General features: G+C 44.6%; 18 protein-coding genes and 1 tRNA gene. 1 reads left to right on the forward strand and 18 read right to left on the reverse strand.

Annotated elements, in window-relative coordinates:
- Nucleotides 1-136 precede the first annotated feature (136 nt).
- The 7 genes from hpt to GCWU000321_RS02825 form a co-directional block, all read right to left on the reverse strand.
- The gene (gene hpt, locus GCWU000321_RS02795) at nucleotides 137-688 is read right to left on the reverse strand and encodes a hypoxanthine phosphoribosyltransferase (protein ID WP_007069576.1); all 552 of its coding nucleotides are present in this window, start codon (nucleotides 686-688) and stop codon (nucleotides 137-139) included.
- Nucleotides 675-2,096, reverse strand: a complete 1,422-nt coding sequence (gene tilS / locus GCWU000321_RS02800) for a tRNA lysidine(34) synthetase TilS (RefSeq protein WP_007069577.1) — start codon at nucleotides 2,094-2,096, stop codon at nucleotides 675-677. The genes hpt and tilS overlap by 14 nt, the downstream gene beginning before the upstream one ends.
- Nucleotides 2,097-2,112: 16 nt before the next feature.
- Entirely contained in the window at nucleotides 2,113-3,024 is a 912-nt protein-coding gene (locus tag GCWU000321_RS02805) for a Ppx/GppA phosphatase family protein (protein ID WP_007069578.1), read from the reverse strand.
- Between the two features lie 147 nt (nucleotides 3,025-3,171).
- Nucleotides 3,172-3,696, reverse strand: a complete 525-nt coding sequence (locus GCWU000321_RS02810) for a S1 RNA-binding domain-containing protein (RefSeq protein ID WP_007069579.1) — start codon at nucleotides 3,694-3,696, stop codon at nucleotides 3,172-3,174.
- A 118-nt stretch (nucleotides 3,697-3,814) separates the two neighbouring features.
- Nucleotides 3,815-4,114 (reverse strand): FtsB family cell division protein, encoded by a 300-nt coding sequence (locus GCWU000321_RS02815; RefSeq protein WP_007069580.1) that lies wholly within the window; start codon nucleotides 4,112-4,114, stop codon nucleotides 3,815-3,817.
- On the reverse strand, nucleotides 4,084-5,076 hold the full coding sequence (locus GCWU000321_RS02820) for a D-alanyl-D-alanine carboxypeptidase family protein (RefSeq protein ID WP_007069581.1): 993 nt from the start codon (nucleotides 5,074-5,076) through the stop codon (nucleotides 4,084-4,086). The genes GCWU000321_RS02815 and GCWU000321_RS02820 overlap by 31 nt, the downstream gene beginning before the upstream one ends.
- A gap of 26 nt (nucleotides 5,077-5,102) precedes the next feature.
- A complete protein-coding gene (locus tag GCWU000321_RS02825) occupies nucleotides 5,103-6,254 on the reverse strand; it encodes a M48 family metallopeptidase (RefSeq protein WP_040381155.1) in 1,152 nt (383 codons plus the stop codon).
- 182 nt (nucleotides 6,255-6,436) lie between these two features.
- On the opposite strand from GCWU000321_RS02825, the gene GCWU000321_RS02830 reads away from it, so the two are divergent.
- On the forward strand, nucleotides 6,437-7,393 hold the full coding sequence (locus GCWU000321_RS02830; RefSeq protein ID WP_040381158.1) for a DUF1858 domain-containing protein: 957 nt from the start codon (nucleotides 6,437-6,439) through the stop codon (nucleotides 7,391-7,393).
- A gap of 198 nt (nucleotides 7,394-7,591) precedes the next feature.
- Here the strand turns inward: GCWU000321_RS02830 and GCWU000321_RS02835 are convergent, their stop codons facing one another.
- The 11 genes from GCWU000321_RS02835 to guaB all read right to left on the reverse strand — a co-directional run bounded on the left by GCWU000321_RS02835 (nucleotide 7,592) and on the right by guaB (nucleotide 18,038).
- Nucleotides 7,592-8,269, reverse strand: a complete 678-nt coding sequence (locus tag GCWU000321_RS02835; protein WP_007069584.1) for an ECF transporter S component — start codon at nucleotides 8,267-8,269, stop codon at nucleotides 7,592-7,594.
- A gap of 242 nt (nucleotides 8,270-8,511) precedes the next feature.
- Nucleotides 8,512-9,360: a hypothetical protein gene (locus tag GCWU000321_RS02840; protein WP_156777731.1), complete on the reverse strand. Its 849-nt coding sequence runs from the start codon at nucleotides 9,358-9,360 to the stop codon at nucleotides 8,512-8,514.
- Between the two features lie 103 nt (nucleotides 9,361-9,463).
- Nucleotides 9,464-10,738: a DEAD/DEAH box helicase gene (locus GCWU000321_RS02845; protein ID WP_007069586.1), complete on the reverse strand. Its 1,275-nt coding sequence runs from the start codon at nucleotides 10,736-10,738 to the stop codon at nucleotides 9,464-9,466.
- A gap of 137 nt (nucleotides 10,739-10,875) precedes the next feature.
- On the reverse strand, nucleotides 10,876-12,126 hold the full coding sequence (locus GCWU000321_RS02850) for a M20 metallopeptidase family protein (RefSeq protein WP_007069587.1): 1,251 nt from the start codon (nucleotides 12,124-12,126) through the stop codon (nucleotides 10,876-10,878).
- A 181-nt stretch (nucleotides 12,127-12,307) separates the two neighbouring features.
- A tRNA-Leu gene (locus GCWU000321_RS02855) sits at nucleotides 12,308-12,393 on the reverse strand.
- Nucleotides 12,394-12,429: 36 nt separating this feature from the next.
- A complete protein-coding gene (surE, locus tag GCWU000321_RS02860) occupies nucleotides 12,430-13,206 on the reverse strand; it encodes a 5'/3'-nucleotidase SurE (protein ID WP_007069588.1) in 777 nt (258 codons plus the stop codon).
- Between the two features lies 1 nt (nucleotide 13,207).
- On the reverse strand, nucleotides 13,208-14,467 hold the full coding sequence (locus GCWU000321_RS02865) for a glycosyltransferase family 2 protein (protein WP_007069589.1): 1,260 nt from the start codon (nucleotides 14,465-14,467) through the stop codon (nucleotides 13,208-13,210).
- A gap of 1 nt (nucleotide 14,468) precedes the next feature.
- Nucleotides 14,469-15,179: a CDP-diacylglycerol--serine O-phosphatidyltransferase gene (gene pssA, locus GCWU000321_RS02870; protein WP_007069590.1), complete on the reverse strand. Its 711-nt coding sequence runs from the start codon at nucleotides 15,177-15,179 to the stop codon at nucleotides 14,469-14,471.
- The gene (locus GCWU000321_RS02875) at nucleotides 15,176-15,829 is read right to left on the reverse strand and encodes a phosphatidylserine decarboxylase (RefSeq protein ID WP_007069591.1); all 654 of its coding nucleotides are present in this window, start codon (nucleotides 15,827-15,829) and stop codon (nucleotides 15,176-15,178) included. Before GCWU000321_RS02875 ends, pssA begins: the two co-directional genes overlap by 4 nt.
- A complete protein-coding gene (locus GCWU000321_RS02880; RefSeq protein ID WP_007069592.1) occupies nucleotides 15,823-16,581 on the reverse strand; it encodes a WecB/TagA/CpsF family glycosyltransferase in 759 nt (252 codons plus the stop codon). Before GCWU000321_RS02880 ends, GCWU000321_RS02875 begins: the two co-directional genes overlap by 7 nt.
- Nucleotides 16,581-18,038 carry an IMP dehydrogenase gene (guaB, locus tag GCWU000321_RS02885; protein WP_040381162.1) on the reverse strand — a complete coding sequence of 486 codons (1,458 nt, stop codon included), beginning with the start codon at nucleotides 18,036-18,038 and terminating at the stop codon, nucleotides 16,581-16,583. The genes GCWU000321_RS02880 and guaB overlap by 1 nt, the downstream gene beginning before the upstream one ends.
- Nucleotides 18,039-18,136 lie beyond the last annotated feature (98 nt).

Here is an 18,136-nt window from a genome sequence, read left to right on the forward strand (position 1 = left end):
CCTTCTCTGCCAATGAGAGTAAATTTAAAATTATGGTTTCAGTGATTAATTTTATCATATTCTTCTATATTTAATCAACTTAAAGCCGGATAATCCTCCTGCCTAAACTGCCCCTGTACCAATATTATTTCCCGCATCAGGTTCTTGTATACACTTTACTTTTCAATGTGCATACCGCCGGTAAATTACGGTATTTTTCCGCGTAATCACAGCCATACCCCACAATAAATTCATCAGGCACGTCAAACCCCACGTATTTCACGGAAACATTCTTTTCCCGCCGTTCCTTCTTGTTCAGGCACACTGCCAGCTCTACAGAAGCGGCCCCCCTCTTTTTCAGCAAAGGGACAAGCAGAGATAAAGTAATTCCCGTATCAATGATATCTTCCACCACAAGGACATTCTTCCCCTGAATCTCTTTATCTAAATCTTTTCTTATATGGATACTTCCCGAAGAAACCGTATCATTCCCATAGCTGGAAACAACCATTGTATCGATAGTAAGCGGAAGATCAATGGCCCTCATCAAATCACAAAGAAAAGGCATCGCTCCTTTGAGCACACCCACGAGAACAAGTTCCCTGCCCTCATAGTCTTTCGTAATCTGTGCACCCATTTCACAGACTCTCTCTTGTATCTTCACCGCATCAATCAAAACCTTTTCAACATCTTTGTCAAGATTCTTCATCTTCTCTATTCTCCTTTTTCAGTGTGATGAGCAGGTACTTTTTCGTATTTTTATCCGGAAGTCCGTAATTGCTTCCCCGCAAGAAGGCAATCCAGTATATATGATTTTCATCGGCAACAAGCGGCCATATCCTGCGCTCACCTGCGGAAATATGAAGATCACGCATAACACGGGCAAGTTTTTTTGAACCGTTTATCCCGCGCGGACTGAACCGATCCCCTGCTTTCCAATACCGCAATACGATATTTCCCACTTTATCGGCATCAAGGATAATCTGATTTTTTTCTATGAAATCCGGCTGCTTCGATAAAATCACTTTCTCAATGCACCACTGACCAAGATGCTCTATCAGCCGTTTTACCAGCTCAGATAATACAGCCGCTGATGTTCCGACATTTTTTAATTTTCCCGCCGGAATCCGGTTCTGCGTGCTCCCTTTATAAAAAATAGCCTTTCCATATTGAATCTCCAAAAATGTTCCTGATGAAGATGTGACACTTCCTGTTTTGCCGGCACCAATCAGAAATATAAACTTTTCAGTTCCTTCAAAACTTGGAATGCGCCCCGCAACCATGCAGCAGATCTTTCTAATCACTCTGCGTTGTAAAGCAATGTGCAATGCGAGAAAATATGCAATGAAAAAAACACACTTGTCGTTATCATGCTCTACGCAGGAAGAAATAAAGACATCCGCCTTCTCTTCCATAAACAAATCTTCCTCACGAAATATGTCTGCTGTCCGCCGAAGAGACTCCGTTACACGCGGATTATATGATATCAGTTCCGGAACCAGTGATAATCGGATACGGTTCCTAACCGCATCTTCTACATCATTGCTTTCATCATGACAAGGCACATAAGAAAAATCTTTCAAAAAATCTTTTATTTCATTTTTACTGACACATAAAAAAGGGCGGATAATATCCCCGTTTATCGGCTTCATTCCCGAAAGTCCCGTCACACCGCTCCCGCGAAGTAAATGATATAAAACCGTCTCTGCCTGATCATCACCATGATGAGCGACGGCAATCTTTGCATATCTGCCGCCACGAGCCGCTTCACGAAGCGCTTTATAGCGGAAATCTCTTGCTGCCGTTTCGATGGATCCCCCATTTCTGACTGCAGACTGGACATCCACTTCTTTTAAAATGAACGGAATATTCCACTCACGACAGACAGACTCTACAAATTCAGCCTCTTTTCCCGCCGCTGCCCGTAAGTGATGATTGACGCAGCAGCAGCCAATGTTTATTTTTTCTTTTACTGCCAACAACTTTAAAGCCAGCAGCAGCGCAAGGGAATCAGGACCACCGGATACCGCCGCAAGGATCCGCTCCCCTTCTCTCCAAAGAGCATGCTTATGCGCATAGGAGGCGACCCTTCTCAAAAACTTTTCGTTTCCCTGCATATCTCTGCTCCCACACTCAGTCTTTCGGCATCATGGTATCAGCATTCAGCAAACCTTCACTCAAGTCTCGATCACTGACTTTAACTTCAGAAACGGCAAAATACTCCATCAGACTGTCTAAAATAGCCACACCTGCCACGATAATATCCGCCCGTTCAGGACGCATCCCCGGTAAATTACATTTCTCATCGTAGGACATATGACAGAGCCGATCCAGCAGATCTGTCACCTTGGACTGATCCATCACATAGCCCTGCACTTTTTCCGCATCATATACTTCCAATTGCTGCAAAACCGCTGCCATAGATGTAACTGTTCCGCCGACAACCACCCAGTTCTTTACCGCTTCTGCTTCATCTATCAGTTTTGTCTTCCTGAATGTTTCGAAACAATATTTTTTTAATTCACCAATCCCTCTTGCCGTAGTCGTATCAAAGAGATGAGAACAACGCACCGCCCCCAGCGGGAAACTATACCGCATACCAATATCCGCACTGAAACCGATACATATTTCCGTAGAACCTCCGCCGATATCCACCACAGAAGTCACGACGGCAGAAGTGCCTGCCGCGCCGATATAACTATAATACGCCTCCTCCCGTCCCGATAAGATCCGTACGGGCACACCGGACGTGGAAGTGATCTCATCAGCAAATTCGCTTCCTTCCTTTGCATCACGCATGATAGATGTCCCGTATGCCCGGATATCCGTAAATCCATCCGACCTTGCCATCGCTGCAAACTCTTCTATGGCCTTAAGTGTACGGTGACGCGAACCGTCAGCGATGGAAGTGGATTCCGTCATTCCTTCTCCCAGGCGTGTGCTGTTTATTTCCTTACGGACGACATCCCATTCACCCGTCTCACTTTTGCGTGCTTCAAGCAGTCTGACTGAATTGGTACCGATATCAATAATCGCGCGATTCATAATTCCCTCCGCAATATTTTCTTAGTATATCCCACTGAACCTTTATCTTTATTATTCTATAAGCATTTTAACATACCATGAACACTAAAAGACATAAAAATAAACCGAATCCCACAATATGGAAAACGGCTATTTATCTGCAAAACATCAGTCAGTGCGTCTGGCTCCGCGGCCGCCGCGTTTAGACTCCACATTACGTTTAAGATCCAGGAGCCTTTCATCGCTGTCTTTCAGGAATCGGCTCAATTTATCCTCAAAAGAAGCCGGATTATCATGTTTGCGGCTCGGACGGGGATTATCATTTCTTCCTGCGTAGGAATAGCGCATCTCTTTTCTCTGCATTACTGCCCGATCGATACGGGAAGCGCCGCTGTCACGGCGAATGTCAGCAGAATGTTCACAGGTATGCTGATCAGGCTTCCGCCTTCCGCAGACTTCCGCCTGCGCCTGTTTAATGGACAAAGCAATCTTTCCTTTTTCATCCACAGAAATAATTTTCACTTTTACCTTATCATGCAATTTAAGGTAATCATTCACATCGCTCACATATTCCCCGGCAACTTCCGAAATATGGACCAGGCCGATTTTTTTATCGGCAATTTCCACAAACACACCGAATTTTGCCAAACCAGTGACAGTGCCTTCAACGATACTTCCGACTTCTAAAGCCATGTAAGAATAAATATCCTTCCTGCAATACATAAAATAATATATCCACCATTATACGAAACTTCATTTAGGAGTGCAATACAAACAGTTATAAAATCTGTAAAATATCTGCATGAAAAACTTACTTGATATAGGGAATCTCCCGTTCCTTGACAAGCCCCAGATCTTCCCTTGCCTTTTTCTCTATGACAGAAGGATCCTCCAGATCTTTTTTCTTTTCCTGTAGCGCTTCCTGCATTTCCAAAAGGTGTTTCTTCTCTTCGGTAAGCCGTGATTCCTGCACTTTAATCTCGTAAAAATGGTACATACTGTATCCTGCAATATAAACTGTTGACATAACCACAATTACAAACAGAATTCGCAAGAAAGGACTATAAGGAAACAATCGTTTCAGTAATGGCGTTTTCTTTTTTCTTCCCATGAAGACTCCTTTCCCGTCAATTGATTCATAAACTTATAGACGGCAGGTTCTCCCGCCATTTCCTGTTCATATTTTTCCCAGGCCCGGATGCAGGCGAACCCATAATCAAACCACGCTTCCACATCCTTCCAGCGATTTTCATCGTCATAAACTGCCGCAATCAAAAGCTGCCCATCACGTTCAGCAGAAGCAACAAGACATTCTCCTGCCGCCATCGTCATTCCCGTCTTGATTCCGTTTGCCCCGCGGTAACCATTGGATAGAAACTCATTCCTGTTTTCCACATTACGATATACCCCGCTGCGATACCTCATGGGGTACACCTTTTCCCTTACGATTTTTCTGAACTCAGGATTTCCCATGGCATAACGGGAAATTTTCGCCATGTCAATAGCAGTTGTATAATGGTTCTTGTCTGTCAGACCATTAGGATTGGCAAAATGGGACCGGGTGGCACCAATAGACACCGCCTTTTCATTCATCATCTGAATAAACCCGCCATAGGAACCACCTACCGTTTCCGCCACAGATACAGCTGCGTCATTTCCGGAAACAAGCATCATGCCATACAGCAGTTCATGAAGAGAAATCGGCATGTCACTGCGAAGCCCTATATTTGTTCCGTCCTGCCCAATTGCCAGCGGCGTAATGACCGCATCCGCCTCCAACTTCTCTCTTCCCTCTTCCAGCGCAATAATACAGGTCAAAATCTTTGTCGTACTGGCAGGATAAATTTTCAGTTCCCCTTCTTTCTGGGCAATGATATCTCCTGTATTTCCATCCATTAATACAGCGGACACAGCGCCCACGGGAGGAAGCGGCGGAAACACAGGCGGCTTTGGCGGTGGAGGTGTCATATATGCCAGCGTACCGAAACCAATCCCCGTAAAAATAACTATACAAGAAATGATTGTTAAAAAATATTTCAGAAAATTCCCTTTTCTTTTTTTTGCTATGCCCATTGATTTCTCTGATTCCTTTTGTTCGTTTAACGAACAGCTGTTTCCGCTGTTTCTATCCGTTTTTCTTTGAGCTTATCTTTTCTTTTTTCCACTTCTGATTTCTTTTTCACCGGGTCACCGCGATCCAGCACGATTCCTTTATTCAGAGCCGCCTCGATTTCCATGCCGTTCTCTCTGGAGGAAACGGTGTAAATCGGTACATTGCCAATCTGTATCATACCATCTTTATATCTTGCATTTTGTACATTACCATCATGATATACAGCCGCCAGCTTGCCTGCCGTCAGATACGCCCGTTCCGTCTGCGTATACCGTTTTGTTTCTGCCGGCTGAAATGTTTTTTCCCCGTTGATAAGGATCCAATTATCCTTTGCTTTTACATGATTTCCGGAATACTCGTACAGACGTTTTCCATTCTTTTCTACACGTTCCTTTGTGGATGGATGGTCAGCCGGAGCGATAACGCCCTTAAGACCCGTTCTTGGTTTATCTCCATACTTGTCAAGAAGGACGCTCATGGATGCTGCCGCCCCGCCAGGATTGTAACCGGCTTCCACAAGATACTGGAATCCTAAGCTGTCAGCTTCTTTCTCCTGATCCTTGGTAAATACCGCATTAGAAATATAATTGGCCGCGATATTCCCAAGAATCACACCGCCAACCCCTTGTTCGCTTCCAAGATAAATACTGAGCGCCGTCTGTAATCCCACTCTTTTCTTCACGCCATTCACACTATGCCGTTTTTCACCATGGACAAGCTCATGTGCCATGATATAAGCCAGCTCATCATCATCCATAGCATCAAGAGTCCCCTTATTGATGCACATGACCCCACCAAGACTCATAAACGCGTTGATGTCCTCATCAGGAGAAACATATACAATATAATTTCTTTCTACCGCTCCCGTTTCCACAAGACGATCATAAATATCCGCCACCCGTGTCTGGGCTTCCGCCGATTCATAAACACCAGTTTCCTTTTGACACGTTTCCAAAAACTGCAACTGCTGATGATCATCCATATCTGAAAAATAACGGGAAATAAAAACCATGGCTGCCGTCCCATATAAGACTTTTTCCAGTGTACTTGCCGCCTGTGCTTCCATAGGAACTGCTGCACCGGAGATAAGAACGGCTGCGGCCAACATAGCGGTTACAATTTTTTTCAGACGACGCATGATTATCCCTCCGTCATACTTATTATCTACTGGTCTTATTTTACCATTTTCACCGTATACCACAAATATATAATTAATCGCTGTTGAAATTCATTTAAAATTTATCCCTTCTCCTCTTTTGGGATTCATATCGATATGATACAATGTGGATACAAGAAATTGGATATATAAAGGAGCTTCTTATGACTGCAGACAACCTTACTTTCGCGCTGGAAATAGACTTTATTCCGGATTTACAAGAAGGACGCGATGATTTTAAAAAGAAAATGAAATCCGTTGCCGAAAAAATAGACGGCAGCTATACCTTAGACCAGAAATCCCGTCCTATTATTTCCGGACTCACAAAAGAAGATATTGAAAAAGTGCTGACGGAACTCGGACTGCTTGCCTTCGGCATGTGGCCATCCTGCATACTCACCTGTTCCGTCACAACCGCTCTTCCCATGCGTGCTGTAGGCATGTCTGACGGTTGGGATATATACACGGGAAAAAAGACTTTCTTTGCCTTTGCCCAGTTCCCTGCAGATGCGCTTTCCATCATGGTCAAAGCCTGTACCTACTACCTGGATCACGAAAATTACCAGTCTTTAGAAGAATTTATCGACTCTATGGGATATGAAGCATTCCGCGACACTGTCCTTGGAAACACCATGTCCGATATGAACGGTAATGAAAATTACTACGGAAGTTCCTGGGTCATGCCGAATGTTCCCCCGTTAAATGAAGGCGATTTTGTGAGACCGGAACACAATATCATGCAGGTCATCGAAGTATATCCTGAAATGGGACAGTTCCTTATGGAATACGGCATGTCTTGCGTAGGCTGCTTCGTCTCTTATGATGAAAACCTGTGGCAGGCGGCACAGACCCACGGTATGGACGTCTTTGAACTCATTGGCGAAATCAATGAATACCTGTCAGATAAATTCCAAAAACCCCTTTTAACGGAAAATACGCCTATGGAAGAAATCCTCACTCTCTATCCGCAGCTCCTCCCTCTCTTCCAAAATGAGAAAATACAGATGCCGTCCGAAATGGCAACGCCTATCGGCGAACTTTGCAAAGAAGCAAATGTAGATTTTACTTCTTTTATTCAAAAGTGCGATGCCCGACTGCGCGGTGATGAGAATAATTTATAAAACATAAAGTGCATTGTATTTTTCTATTTCTCTTTTTACGATAAATGACTCCCTTCGCGGGAGTTTTTCTTTTTCCGGAAACCTTTTCCTCTGACTCTATTTCGTTTTCCGGAGAAGTTCTTCCGGATAAAAAGCTTTCCCCATATATATATTTCATAAAAGGAGAAAGCTTTTTAAATATCGTTTTATTGATTTATATTATTTCATTTTCCATCCTGATTTTTTCAGCATCATCACAATCGGAGTAATAATAATGCCGGATACCAGTGCTTCAGGAATACCATTCATCGTTACAATCCCCATAAGCAGGTATCCCACCCCCGCCACAGACATATCATGAGCCTCTGCATAAGGCGCTCCCACAAGAATAAAAATGGAGCCAAGGAAAAGTACTGTATTTGTGAGCGATCCGCAAACCGCAGCAATTGCGGTCCTTGTAAAATCTCTTACCGGTATATGTTTATACAGCCAATAAGAAACCAGTGCAATACAGATACGCGGCACAATACATATAAATGCATCATAGACTACACTGTACTGGAGAATAAACTGCATTAAAAGGCTTGGTGCACGGAGCGTCTGGATAAAAGAAAATGCCCCGAAGAGGAATCCGACGACAATTCCCACACGGGGACCCGCCACGACAGATCCGATAATCGTAGGAATATGTAAAATTGTGGCATTCATAAAAATAAGCGGGATAAATCCATATCCTGTCAGTCCGAGGAAAATGGTAATTCCCGCAAGCAGACCGGAAACAGTAAGTTCACGGATGCTCATAAACGGATTCATCTGTGATCCCAAACTCTGTGAAACACCGCCGGCCATTGCAGCTTCTGTGTACTGTCCTTTGATCTGATTTACTTTTTCTTTCATTGAAAAATACCTCCGTTCTCATTCCATATGGATACAAGGCGAATAAAAATACAGGCACAGGCTTTTCTGAAGTCCGACTCAAACGATATCGGCAATACAGATTCCTTCAGCCAATACCTGTATTATAAACAAATCTCCCCACATGTCAATCTTAAATTCATATTTCCATAATAAAAGATGACGACTTCTATTTTTTACGGGCCGTCATCTTTCCATTTGCGAAATCAAACCTACGAAGACATTCATTTAAAAATCCATTTTGACACATATCCGCCGATGATCATTGACAAACCGACACTCCATAAATCCGATAAGACCGGAAACAAAGAAATATAAGCAGGATCAGCATAAGCACGCCATTCCCCTGCCATCGGCAGACGGAGTGATATGATAATCGGAATATAAATCAGCATCAAATAAAACAAAGCGGTAAAAACGACCTGTGTTGCCCGTTTTCCTTTTGTCCCTGACAAAGCAAAATACAGATAGACTGCAAAAGATGCCATAGCAAGAAAAATTTTCAGGAAAAATGTTTTTTCCAAAATCGTTGACACAAAGAACAATTCCGTATAAGGATCAAGGCGCATCCCTTGAAAAAAGTAAATAAAAAGCACCGATACGATAATCGAGGCAGGAACCAGACCGATAAAATAACAGCATGCAAGCCAATGTGCTATATTTTCATTCTTTCTCCGCAAAAAAATATAAACATGGGCAAGTGCATCATCCAACAGCATGGATAAAAAGACAGCGGCCGCCATCACAGGAATCGATAATGCCGCAAAAATCATTTCTCTTTCCCATATTTCCTGAAATAGATCGAGAAAACACCAGACTATCGCAAGAAAGAATACAGACAGAGCACTCCAGGCCGCTAAATGCGCCGCACTATGATAGGGGCCTTCTGCATCGCCCAAATCTTCTCTCTTCACAAAATAATATAGAAAAGGTCCTATCAAACCGCAAAGTATAAAGCCAATAATCCCCCAAAGAAAGGAATACGGCGTATGTAAAATGAATCCCGCAATGCCCGGAGGAACGGAAAGCGCCAAAAGCCACGAAAACTGTTTCCCTTTATATATACATCTCATCAAGCTCACCTCGAATGTTTCCATTTTACCATAAGCAGCGGCATGCTGTTCCCATAACGCAAATACCGGCCACCTGTAATGGTGACCGGTTTTCATGCAGACGCTATTCCCCGCGGCGGCTTCCTTTCGCTTCCCCTTTCTTTTTCTTCTTCCTCATGTCAGATCCTTTATGCCCAAGCACCTTATGTTCTTTTTTCTTTGTCGGTTTGTACATACCGGGCAGGATAACCTTTTTCTTAGCGGACGGGCCTTTGATCCGTCGGATATTCCCTTTTTCATCATACTTCGTGATGATTTCCTTGATTGCCTTTTCCAGTTTGCGAAGCAGCAGGATATCTTCAGGCGTTGCATAAGTGATGGAGACCCCTTGTGTTCCCGCTCTGCCTGTACGGCCAATCCGATGAATATAGTATTCCAGATTGCGGGGAATATCATAATTGAAAACATGAGTAATCCCCTCTACATCAAGACCGCGGGCAGCGATATCAGATGCCACAAGCACCTGCGTCCTTGCCTTTTCAAACTCACGAATAACTTGGTTCCGCTGACCCTGGCTCATATTTCCATGAATTTCATCGACAACAAGATCCGTTTCCTCCTGCAGACGCCCCGCCAATTCATGGGCACCTTCACGAGTATTGCAGAAAACGACAGCCATATAGGGATTTATCTCTTTGAGATGACGAACCAGCAGGGAAAATTTATGTGTTTTTACTGTTTCATAAACACGCTGCTCCACCGTCGAAGCTACTGCCTTTTCCGCCACGTCCGCCACCACCGCTGATTTCATGTACTTATGGGCCAGTTTCTTGGCTTCCGGCGGCATGGTTGCACTGAAAAGAAGCACTTGCCGTTTCTTCGGTGTTTCATCCACAAGGGCATCTATATCTTCTCTGAATCCTGCTGCAAGCATCTGATCCGCTTCGTCAAGAACAACCGTTTTTACCCCGGATAAATCCAGACTGCGGCGGCGTATATGATCCAAAAGACGTCCGGGCGTTCCAATAATGATATGCGGTTCCCTCTTCAGTTTCTGAATCTGGTTTTCAATCGTCCGCCCGCCGATGATATCCGCCACGTCCGCTTCCATAAGGATGGCAAAAGGACGCAGTACATCAAAAATCTGCTTTGCAAGCTCACGGGTCGGTGTCATAATCAAAACCTGCGTACCGCCTTTTTTTACATCCACACGCTGTACCAGCGGCAACAAGTACGCCAAAGTTTTCCCCGTTCCCGTTTCTGAACGGCCGATGATGTCTTTTCCCTTAAAAATCGCAGGGATAGATGCCTGCTGGATCACCGTGGGAAACCTGATCCCCTGCTGGTATAAAGCCTGCGCCAACGGCTCTATCACGCCAAGCTTAATAAATGCATTCATAGTTCCTCCCGAATCCCTTCGTTAAAATAATTTCACTCATTATACCATACCGATCTTTTTTCTAATTGGCCAATCTCATATGCAAAAAAAGATCATCACCATAAGTAATGACCTTATACAGCGCTGAGAAACTCCTGCTATTCTATCAGTTTCAGCATACTCTCCAAATCCGCCGGCTGAAAGCTGTTACATTTCGGCTTCTCTTTCAGTGCGGCAAGAACAAATGATAACGCCGCCGCCACTCCTGTCACCAATCCTTTTTCACCGATATCAAACGCAGGAGTATGATGTCCGCTGCCACTTCCTACCGTTTCATCATAAATGCCTGTAAAAAAGAATACCCCCGGATAAATGGATTCCGTGATGGAAAATGTCTCCGTTGCCATCCACATGGGGCAATTCGGATCAAGCGCTCCCGTCCCACAATTCTCCCTGACCGCTTTCCGCGCAAGATCCACACATTCCCTTGTATTCACCGTCACAGGGAAATATTGATCCTCCACAAACTCCGCTGTACATTCATACATGCGGCAGGTATGCTCTATGATTTCCTTCATAACCGTCCGGAATGACAGGCCGTCTTCATTCTTTGTACACCGTGCCGTTCCTGCAAATGTCAGCTCTTCAGGAATAATATTCGGCTCATGCCCACCCTCTACACAGCCAAAAGAATAGGTCAGACTTTCCTCCGGCGCAACGGCACGCATACGATATGCCCGAAGTTCATTGGCAATCGTAACAAAACATTCAATCGGGCTGTGAGCCATATCAGGACGAGAACCATGGCCGCTCTTTCCATGGATTTTCACCCGGAAGAAATACGCGCCTGCCATGACCGAACCATAAAGGATTCCCACTTTCCCCGCAGATAAATCCCATTTCACATGTGTACCGAAACAGGCATCCACATGAATCCGGTTGTCTCGCAGATAACGGAGCAAGGGCGCGATACCACGCTCCCCCATTTCCTCCGCTTCTTCAAACATCAGAATGATCTTGCCTTCCCATTCTTCTTTATGCTCCGCCAAAATCTTGGCTTCTGTCAAAAGCATCGCCATATGCCCGTCATGCCCGCAGGCATGCATTACTCCTGCATTTTTAGAAACGCATATCTTTTTCCCTTTTAAATTACAGGAATCCTCATCAATCGGAAGCGCATCGATATCTGCACGCATGAGCATCGTCCACCCGGGTTTACCGCTGTCCAAAACACCAAAAATGCCGCCGTGGGGAATACGAATTGTTTTTATTCCCCACCCATTCAATTTCTTTTCAATGAAATCCATCGTCTTAAATTCTTTTTGCGACAATTCGGGATTTTCATGGAAATAACGGCGCAGACCAACTACCAGATTTTTTTCATATCTCGCCAGTTCAAGTATATTCAAAATATCTCCTCCATCATTTGCATCAGATGACTCCCATTATAGAAACGACCATCCCCCATGTCAAACTTTCCTGCCCTGCCTCATTTATATACCTACATAAAAAATCCTGCCATATATTTAAGCCGATCGTCTTTCCGCATAATAAAATACCGCAGGAACGTAATAGTCCTTACGGTACTTATGGTGCCGGAGGTGGGACTTGAACCCACACGATATTGCTATCGGCAGATTTTGAGTCTGCTGCGTCTGCCATTCCGCCACTCCGGCATATATCAACGGCAATTATTGTAACATACACAAGAGCTATGCGTCAATGAACGCCGCTGTAAGTTTTCCTACTTCCCTCAGATTCTCAAAATCGGTTTGATTCCACTGCAGCGGAGTAATCGTTATATAACCTTTTCTCGACCAATAAACATCTGTCTCCGGTTCATATCTTTCCAGCGGTTTCCCTCTCATGATAAATTCCATTTCATCCGCTTTTGTCCGCTTTCCCGCAATCACATTAGAATAGCGCAGCAAGCCGAGCCGGGCTACTTTCACATTTTCCCAGGAAACTTTTTCCGGTTTTATCTTCGGAATATTTACATTGAGTATACCAGTATACCGCTTTTTCATAAAATATCCGGATACCAGATCCGCAGCAAAAGCAGCCGTTTCTCTTAAAAGAGTTCCATCTGCCATGCTTTCCATAGAAACTGCCATAGAAGGAATTCCCGCAAATATACCTTCCAGTGCGCCTGCCACTGTCCCGCTGTAAAGACAGTCGCTTCCTGTATTAAAGCCATCATTAATCCCTGATACAATCAGGTCCGGCAAGTCATCCTTAAGCCAGTATTCCAAAGCCAATTTACAACAGTCGCCGGTAGTCCCCGTCAAAGAATATACTTCGATGTTTTCTCCATAACTTTGCCGCTTTTTCAATTTCATCGGCTTTCTTAAAGACAATGCGCTTGAACAGGAACTCACTCCTTCCGCCGGTGCGATAACGGTAATTTTTGCAAGCGCGGAGAGTGCTCTTGCCAGGGCTCGAATACCCGGCGCAGCGACACCATCATCGTTTGTCACAAATATATGCATACTAACTGTCTATTTCCTTTTTACGTGTAAGAGAAGCAGCCTGAAACTGCATGCTTCTCGTATGAATAGTATGAACCCATTGTTTCTCATGGCGATGAATCCATCCGAGGAAAGTCACAGGAACCCAGGAATACATGAACACAGGATAAATCAGCCAATACAGGTAAATTTTAGCAGGCACTTCAATTTGCAAAAGGACGATAAGCGGCAGAACATACTGGATTGTCCCCAATACACTCCAGAATTGCCGCGGAACCAAAGCATCATTATATAGAACCACCGTAAAACAAGGATAGAACATATTAATATATGTCATCACTAAATAAAAAGCGGAAATAAGCAGAAAATAATTCTGCAGCAGCTGCATAATCCCATCAAGCACGACAATACTGTGTCGCTTAAAACCTTCTTTCATCAAAATGGGGATATATCTTTCGGAACAGTCAAACTGACCTTGGGCCCAGCGCTTTCTTTGTCTCCAGGACGCCATAAAAGTCAATGGTTTTTCATCGTAAATAATCGCATCATGAACCCAGCAAGTGCGGATCCCATGAGAAAGGCATTTCATGGAAAATTCCATGTCTTCCGTGAGACAGTCGCACCCCCACCCGAATTCCCGCACAATATCCGCCGAAATACACATCCCTGTTCCCCCAAGACAGGAAGATAATCCTAAATTATACTTTCCAAGATGCCACAAATGATTGACAGTCCAGAAAGCAATCGCAAAAGTACCCGATACCCAAGTATCCACCGGATTTTTAGCGGATAAGTATCCTTGAAGAACTTTCTGCCCTTTCATCAGACGGGTATTCATGACCGCCAAAAAATCAAGATGGACAAGATTATCTGCGTCAAACACGCAAAATGCATCATAATGGCGGCCTGTTTCAAATATTTTCGGAAAAGCCCAATCCATGGCATATCCTTTTCCGCCAAGTTCTTTATTACATCGTTCAAGGACATAAGCGCCATGCCGTTGAGCCACTTCTGCTGTACTGTCGGTACAGTTATCAGCAATAACGTAAATATCATAAAGTTCTTTCGGATATTTTAAAATATTTAGGTTTTCAAGAAGATCTCCGAGAACCATTTCTTCATTATGCGCCGGAATCATAAGCGCGAATTTGTTTTTCGGTGCAGACAAATCCCTATCTTTCCTATGCCATATTCCAAAAACGGCAATTACCGTATAATAAACGGTAAACCACGCCACAATCAGTTGGATGGGCAGCATCAGGATATCCAAAGGATAATTCATGTCAAAATTCTTCCTTTACTCTTCTTTTAAGTTTTCTATGGAATTTCTTCCGGCGGTTCAGGTATGTATTTACTATGCCGAACATAATATACGCCGCACATAAAGCAGCTGCCCAGGACGGCCAGTAAATCATGGTGCAAAGTATGAAAAAACCGAGGCAGAACAGGAATGCCGGCAAATGAAGCTGATCGGCGCTGGCGCCTTTATTATCCGGATAATGTACTTCACTCACCATCAGCACCGCGAGAACAAGCACGCAAACCATGGCAAGCCAGTTCCAGATCTTTACACCGGAAAGGACATAGCAGGCAATAATTACACCGACCGTCGGGCAAGGCAGTCCTTCAAAATATCCATGGACAGAAGTCACTTTCACATTGAAGCGCGCCAAACGGAACGCGCAGAACGCACCGAGGAGTGCGCAGGGAATAAACCCGAGCGCCCCCAATTCCCGCAGCTGATAAGAATACATCAATGCCCCGGCAGCGACACCGAAAGAAATATCATCAGATAAAGAATCCAGCTCCACTCCCATCGGACCTGCAGTCCCAAGAGCACGAGCCACCCTGCCGTCAAAGGCATCGGCCGCCATAGCAATCAATATGCATATCGCCGCCACATGGTATTCTCCTGAAATCGACATCATAATAGAAAGACCGCCAAATAATGCATTGGCTGCGGTAAATCCGTTCGCAATCCATGATTTATTCATTCTAATTTAAGCCTCCCCACTATCGTCAGCCCACCGCGGACTGTATCACCTTTCTTTACACAAATTTCCGCTTCTCCCGGTATATAAAGTTCTGTACAAGATCCGAACTTAATCATTCCGTACAGTTCCCCCTTTTGCAGCGGATCTCCCAACTGTTTCCATGAAACTACACGTCGTGCCAAAATGCCGGCAATTAATATAACGAGGATATTCCTATGCTTTCCCTCGATACCAATCGCACCGCGTTCATTCTCAAACCCCACTTCTTTTTCATAAGCAGGAAGAAACCGTCCTTGTGTATAGGATTGGTATTTAATGGTTCCTTCCATGGGAGAACGATTACAGTGCACATCAAAAACAGAAAGGAAGATCGTGATCTTATGGCATTTTTCTCCAAGATACATTTCTTCTTCCACGCCATGAGAAACATCCACTACAGTACCGTCAGCCGGGGAAACGATCGTATCTTCCCCCGGAGGGATAATCGCATTTCTTCTGGGGCAACGGAAGAAATAGCAAAAGTAACAGGAAAAAACAAAAGGAATAACCGCCGCATAAAGCATGCTAAAATACCACAGCAACGCCGCGACTATTAAAGATATGATGATGAACGGATATCCTTCCGGTAATATAATTGGTTTTTTCAGCATATTTTATTTCCGTTTTTCCTTTTCCATTTTTTTATCGCCAGCATAAACTTTGGAATCGCCGCCATACGTCCGATACGGCTCGGCTGTAAATACAAGCGGTATGCCCATTCCAATCGGTGATTTCTCATCCACAGCGGTGCCCGCCGTAAATTCCCTGCCATGACGTCAAACACGCCGCCGACCCCCATCGCCAGCACGGGCCCTAACTCCTTCCTATGGTTCCACAGCCATTTTTCCTGTTTAGGCACTCCCATTCCACATAGAAGGACTTTGGTACCGCCGGATTTAATTTCTTCCACGATTTTCTGTTCTTCCATTTCATCGAAATAGCCATCATGGAAACCCGCTTTTTCAAAAGAGCCGTATCGTTCCGTAAATTTACGAATCGCAGTTTCCGCCACCCCCGGTGCACCGCCGAGAAAATATACCGGCCATTTTTCTTTCACCGCGATTTTAAGGATTTCTTCCGCGTAATCGGCGCCTGCCACCCGCGCAGGAAAATATGCCCCCAACTGTTCACCTGCCCAAAGGATTCCCGCCCCGTCCGGTACGACCAGGCTGCAATGGTTCAGCACATAGACCAATTCCTTATCTTCCTGTGCGATCATAACCATTTCGGCGTTAGCGGTAGCAATTATATGTTCTTCTCCTGACGCCGCCATTTCACGGGCACATCGCAGCGCCTCTTCCATAGTTACAGCATGTATGCGCACATCCATGACCGTATGAGATGGATATTTGTTTTCTATCATTATTTAGCACTGTAATTTGGCGACTCTTTCGTGATGCTTACATCATGGGGGTGGCTTTCACGAAGACCTGCGCCTGTAATTTCAATAAATCGGGTATTCTCATTCATAGCCGGGATATCAGGTGTGCCGCAGTATCCCATTGCCGCCCGCAGACCGCCAATTAACTGGAACAGTACGTCAGATACATGTCCTTTGTAAGGAATCCGTCCTTCAATGCCTTCCGGAACAAGCTTCTTTGCGTCCTGCTGGAAATATCTGTCCTTGCTCCCCTGCTGCATAGCCCCCAGTGATCCCATGCCACGGTATAACTTATAATTTTTCCCCTGATAAATAATTATTTCGCCCGGGCTTTCATCGGTTCCCGCAAGAAGATTCCCAAGCATGACCACTGACGCTCCTGCACCAATGGCTTTGGCTATATCGCCGGAGTACTGAATACCTCCATCGGCAATAACCGGCACATCCGTCCCGGCCGCCGCTCTCGCGCAGTCATAAATTGCGGTAATCTGGGGTACACCGATACCTGCGATTACCCGTGTCGTACAGATAGAACCCGGCCCTATACCGACTTTCACCGCGCTCACGCCTGCTTCAATCAGTGCTTTTGTCCCCTCATAAGTTGCCACATTTCCTGCAATCAATTCTGCATGGGGAAAAGCATCCCGAATCTTACGGATCGTATCCAATACCCCCGGGCTGTGTCCGTGAGCCGTATCAATCACCAGGACATCCGTCTTCTTCGCAAGAAGAGCTTCCGCCCGTTCCAATACATTCGGCGTCACGCCGACAGCCGCAGCCGCCAGCAGCCTCCCATCTTTATCCTTGGAGGAATTGGGATACTTCCTCATTTTCTCTATATCCTTAATCGTAATAAGGCCCTTCAAATACCCGTCCTTATCAATTAATGGCAATTTTTCAATCCGATGTTCCTGTAAAATACGTTTGGCTTCCTCCAGCTTCGTATTCTCCGGCGCGGTAATTAAACCTTCGCTCGTCATAATTTCTGAAATAGGTCTTGACAGATCCGTTTCAAAACGCATATCGCGATTGGTTATGATTCCAACCAATTTCCCATCTACAGTAACAGGAATTCCTGAAATATCATATTTCACCATGAGATCATCCGCATCGGAAAGTGTATTATCCGGATTGAGATATACCGGATCCACAATGACGCCGTGTTCAGAACGTTTTACCTTCTCCACTTCTTTACACTGTTCATCGATGCTCATATTCTTATGGATCACACCGATGCCGCCTTCCCGCGCCATGGCGATAGCCATATCTGATTCTGTGACAGTATCCATACCTGCGCTCATCACAGGGATATTCAAAGTAATGTTCCGTGTTAAACGTGTAGAAACATCGACTTCTTTGGGAAGCACTTCTGAATGCGCGGGAACCAAAAGGACGTCATCAAAAGTAAGTCCTTTTTTCCCAAACTTATCCTCCCTCATATTTACCTCCATATTTTATTATTGTATAAAAGTCATTCTCAAAGTACAGGCACAAAACATACCCGACTAATATATTTATTTTAATTCAAATAATAACC

Origin of the sequence: Dialister invisus DSM 15470 (assembly GCF_000160055.1) — a bacterium.
GTDB lineage: Bacteria > Bacillota > Negativicutes > Veillonellales > Dialisteraceae > Dialister > Dialister invisus.